Source organism: Allobosea sp. TAB14 (assembly GCF_052113865.1).
Lineage (GTDB): Bacteria > Pseudomonadota > Alphaproteobacteria > Rhizobiales > Beijerinckiaceae > Allobosea > Allobosea spartocytisi.
This window is the reverse complement of record NZ_JBFRDQ010000274.1, coordinates 1-4,364: the sequence shown is the minus strand read 5'-3', so window position 1 is coordinate 4,364 and position 4,364 is coordinate 1. Positions and strand designations below refer to the sequence as shown.

The 4,364-nt window shown below is 57.7% G+C and carries 4 protein-coding genes; 2 read left to right on the top strand and 2 right to left on the bottom strand.

Features of this window, described 5'->3' with window-relative positions; all coding sequences use genetic code 11:
* Nucleotides 1-599: MFS transporter (locus AB4Y99_RS26075; protein ID WP_441525367.1), on the top strand; the 599-nt coding region annotated here is incomplete at its 5' end.
* 96 nt (nucleotides 600-695) lie between these two features.
* Here AB4Y99_RS26075 and AB4Y99_RS26070 read toward each other — a convergent pair.
* Together AB4Y99_RS26070 and AB4Y99_RS26065 are read right to left on the bottom strand one after the other, a co-directional pair.
* Nucleotides 696-1,034, bottom strand: coding sequence for a MarR family winged helix-turn-helix transcriptional regulator (locus tag AB4Y99_RS26070; RefSeq protein WP_394083845.1), 339 nt, complete (start codon nucleotides 1,032-1,034; stop codon nucleotides 696-698).
* 154 nt (nucleotides 1,035-1,188) lie between these two features.
* On the bottom strand, nucleotides 1,189-2,703 hold the full coding sequence (locus AB4Y99_RS26065) for an FAD-dependent monooxygenase (RefSeq protein ID WP_441525366.1): 1,515 nt from the start codon (nucleotides 2,701-2,703) through the stop codon (nucleotides 1,189-1,191).
* 478 nt (nucleotides 2,704-3,181) lie between these two features.
* Between AB4Y99_RS26065 and AB4Y99_RS26060 the strand changes: the two genes are divergently transcribed.
* Nucleotides 3,182-4,273, top strand: a complete 1,092-nt coding sequence (locus AB4Y99_RS26060) for a lipocalin family protein (protein ID WP_394083137.1) — start codon at nucleotides 3,182-3,184, stop codon at nucleotides 4,271-4,273.
* The last annotated feature ends 91 nt before the right edge of the window (nucleotides 4,274-4,364 follow it).

Sequence of the window (4,364 nt, the reverse complement as noted above, 5' to 3'; positions counted from 1 at the left end):
ACCTAGTTAAGCTGCCAAATGTGAAGGCGCTTCTGACCGCAATCGCTTTGTTGTATATGGCGTTCAGCTTGTTCAGTTCGCAACTCGCTCTTGTGCTTCAAGCGCGATACCATTGGGGCGGCGAATCCTTTGGCCCGACAGAAATCGGGCTCCTATTCACTGCCGCCGGCGCAACAAACATTCTGATTCAGATTGTGGTGATGCGCGCCATTGGCTCGACTTTCCACGAGAGGACGGTCGCCGTAGCTTCGTTCGCCTTGCTTGCGTCCGGTTTCGTCCTCATCGGTTTCGGCAATACGATCCCTGGGCTGGCAGTTGGAGTTCTTGCGATCGCCTCCGGCGTAGGGCTGGCAAGACCCACACTCGTCGCAGCGCTAAGCCTTGCGGTGCCGCCCACCTCGCAGGGCGTTGCGATGGGGATGGCTCAGTCGCTTGCCTCCCTCATCAATATCATAGCGCCCATCGCGGGTGGGCTTTTGATCCAGCAGCAAAACTTCATAGGCTGGGCCGTGGCCCTCACCGCCATCGCACTGACTGGATTGGGCGCGGTTGGGCTACTCTCTATGTTCCCCAAAAAGTCTGCTTCCGAAAGAGTGTGATGAGACATCTGCAGGTTTTCGCGGACCGAATTAACCCGCAGTCGCCGAGCTTGGAGATCAGACCTGCTCGGCCGACACTACGACACGACACTTACCTCAGCTTCGATCATCGTCTCGAATGTTTGCATACATCCGCCTAAGAAAAGATAGTAAAACATTGACGTCCTCCGGCGAAAATCCCGCAAGGGAACGGTTGTTGCCTTTCTGAAGTAAATGTTTACTCTGTGGCAAAATCTCGTGAGCTGCGGGCGTCAGGTCAATTCGCTGTATGCGTCTATTCGAACTAAGCGGAGTTCGAGTTATGAAACCGTCTCGTTCAAGTCGCGCAAGCGTTTGGGCCATGGAAGGTTGTTCAACGTGGAGCAACCTCGCGAGATCTGCCTGTGTAGAAGCCTCGCCGGTCTTCAGCGCTGTCAACACGGGGAGGCTTCCCATCCCCAAGTTAAGAGGCCGTAGCTCAGCTTCTGCCAAGCGCGTCAGTTCCTGCGCCACCCGCTTGATATAAAAGGATGGCGACTGTCTGGGATCTATGTCGTCCATAGTGTGCCTGCCGTCGCCTTCCCATCTCCAATATTCGCCCGTTCGCTCATCAGCCCAACCACCTCTCCATCGCATCAGCCAGTGAGGCGCTAGTTGATGGCTCGCCCTCTGCCTCAACCCAAGCGACGTAGCCGTCCGGCCGAACGAATGCCGCCGCCAATGCTGGAATTGAGCCAAGCACAGGAAGGTGCCAGTTCAGCGAGTTGCCGTCGACGTCGGGGCTGACTTCGAAGTAGTCGACCGCCGAGATCCAGCGGTCTGGTACGACTGTTCCCTTCGTTTGATTGAAACTCAGCAAAAGCGGGCGCGCTGAGTGCATCAGCGTAAATGTATCCTGCTTCCCATGGTCCGTAAGCAGGGAAAGATTCGGCATGCGTCGTCCTACGAGGGGATGCAGATCCGCGCCCCATGGATACCGGAGCGCAAGACCGCTCAACGTCCCTGCCATCCCACGCATCACTTCCGGTATGTCGAGCCACATTCCAACGACGTTGCGCAATGCGTCGATCTGATGTCCAGGCTTGATGAGCGCCGTCTGCGCTCTCGCCAACTCCAGCACCCGCTCCGCGACCGGATGGCGCTCCTGATGATATGTATCGAGCAAAGGCTCGGCCGACGCGCCAGCTACAACTGCACTGAGTTTCCAACCCAAATTCACCGCGTCCTGGATCCCGAGATTGAGGCCTTGGCCGCCAATTGGCGAGTGCGTATGCGCGGCATCTCCCGCGAGGAAGACTCGTCCGTGACGGTACTGATCTACCTGTCTGCAACCATCCGCGAACCTCGACATCCAACGAGCCTTGAGCAAGCCGTAGTCGGTACCGAGACCTTCGAGCATAGCTTGACGTAACTCGTCCAACGTGACCGGCGCGTTCCGATCGTTCGGAGCGGCGAGTTTCATCAAGCTGATGCGATACCAATCCGACTCCGCGCGCGAGACTTGGTAGGTTCCGATCCGTGTATTCCGCCCAAACGATTCACGTTCGTTGGGAGGATTACCAAGCTGAACATCGGCGACGATCCAGTGGGAAACTGGGTCATCTCCAGGGAAGGCCAACCCGCAGATTCGCCGCACGGCGCTATGACCACCGTCACATCCGACAACATACTGTGCCCTCAGCGCTCTCGCCTCGCCCCCATCGTCGACGATGAGATCCACGCCGAACGTGTCCTGAGCAAGGTGCAAAAGCTCCGTCGACCATCTGATGGGCACCCCAAGCTCCTCGACGCGTTCTCCCAATATCCGTTCGGTTTCAGACTGCGGCAGGATAAGAGCATCCGGCCAGTCCGGATCCACCTCTTTCGGCATCATGGGAAGACCCGAAAACAGCACGGCTGGAAGTTGGCGTCCCCGCTCGAGAAATCGTTGGGCCAAATTTCGCTGGCCGAATATCTCCATTGTGCGAGCATTGATGCCGGGAGCGCGTGACTCGCCAAAAGTGCCCGTGGAGCGCCGTTCGATCACCGTGACATCGGCACCTCCCAAACTCAACTCGGCGGCCAGCATCAGGCCCGTGGGGCCCGCGCCAACGACGATCACCTGCGAACTAGATCTTTCATCCATTTGACAATCCAAGGCTTGAACAAAGTTCATCATAGGTACCTATGATATGCAGCTATGTAAAGTCTCCTGAAATGTTTTCCGGCGGCGCGTCCCTCGCCATTCTATCGCGAGACCAAAATGGCTGGCCTTAGCCATCGTGTCCTGCACTCGCGCTCCCGACAGGGTGCTGACCAACGGCAATTTGCCGACCGGTGCCGAGAAGATCGCCTCGATGCGGGCCCGCCGCCGCAATAGACTCGCAAATTGGCTTCGCGACCGAGGGACGCAATGCAGTTCTGAGGCACGGGTATCCACGACAATCTCGCCGACAAGGCCAACAAGCGTGGCGCCCCGGTCTGAAGGTTCGGCAGCGCTGAGCGCCGCCAGACTCGGCGCTGATGTTACAACTCAGGCTTCGCCTCGTTCATCCCGCCTGCATAATCGCCAGAATAATGTGCATTATACATATTTTTAGTTGACGCCACCGACTCCAAATTATATGCATATTACATATTTCGGCATAAAGATCATTTTACCGGAGCAACTGCTTTGCAGCGCCGCCAAGCGGGGCTCGGAGCCGCTCGCCCAGCACGTGAAGCAGAAAGGTAAGCATGTGACCGTACCGCTCCTTACAGCAAATCTGGCTACGCAGACGGGTGCCATTCCAACAAGCGTCGACATCGTCGCTGATCTGGCACACAAACCCGGATACACGCTCAACTCGTGGTTTGCTATCGGCCACTTCGAGTCTCAGGGACATACGCTCAACTACTTGGTCCACCTGTTCGCACTTAGCATCCGGGGGATCACTGTTGGCGTGGACAGCGCGGTAAGCATCACCGATGAGACTACAGGCTGGTATGGCGTGCAGCATGGCTTTCACTCGATTTTTCGCGCGAAAGCCAGCTCGGATCGGCTGCTTGTCAGAACGCCGAACAGTTTGATTTCGGGAACGCTGGACGAATTGCGTATTCGTGCACAGATCAAGGGCGCCAGCATCGATGTGACCCTTAGGGCCGTCGGTCATCCGCTCTACAATAAGGGGACGGCGCGGTTCGACATGCTGGGCATGGACGTCTACCAGTACTCGATCCCGACGCTGGAAACGACAGGCCGTCTGCTCGTGGATGGTCGTGAATTCCCGGCCTCGGGTATGAGTTGGTTCGACCGGCAATGGCAAAAGCAACCGCTTGGCCCGCCGCGCGGCAAGTGGACTTGGATGGACCTCAACCTCAGCAACGGTTGGCGGATCAGCCTTTGGGATGCCGCTGGCCTGGACGGCAAGTCAGACGCATGGGTGACTGTGATTGACGAAAGCGGCAGGCATAGGGTTGCCGAGTTGGTCCCGCTCGTCGACGACGCCTGTGACTACTGGGTCAGCCCGCAGTCCGGCTCCCGCTTCCCGACCAGATGGCGGGTGAAAGTGCGTGCGCTCGACATGGATCTTCAGGTGGTTGCGAAGCCGCGTGAGCAAGAGGTCAGGGGCATGCACGCGCGCTATGAAGGCGCTAGCTCGGTCAGCGGCACCGTGCGCAACGAGAAGGTCAGCGGCTACTGTTACGTCGAGATGGTCGGCGATTGGCAGGCCTGAGGGTCGATCTAGCCACTAAGTAACTCAGTGGCTAGATCGAATGTCCAGAAAATGAGCCGTTGAACACAGTCTCGGCTAGGAAGCCTTCAGG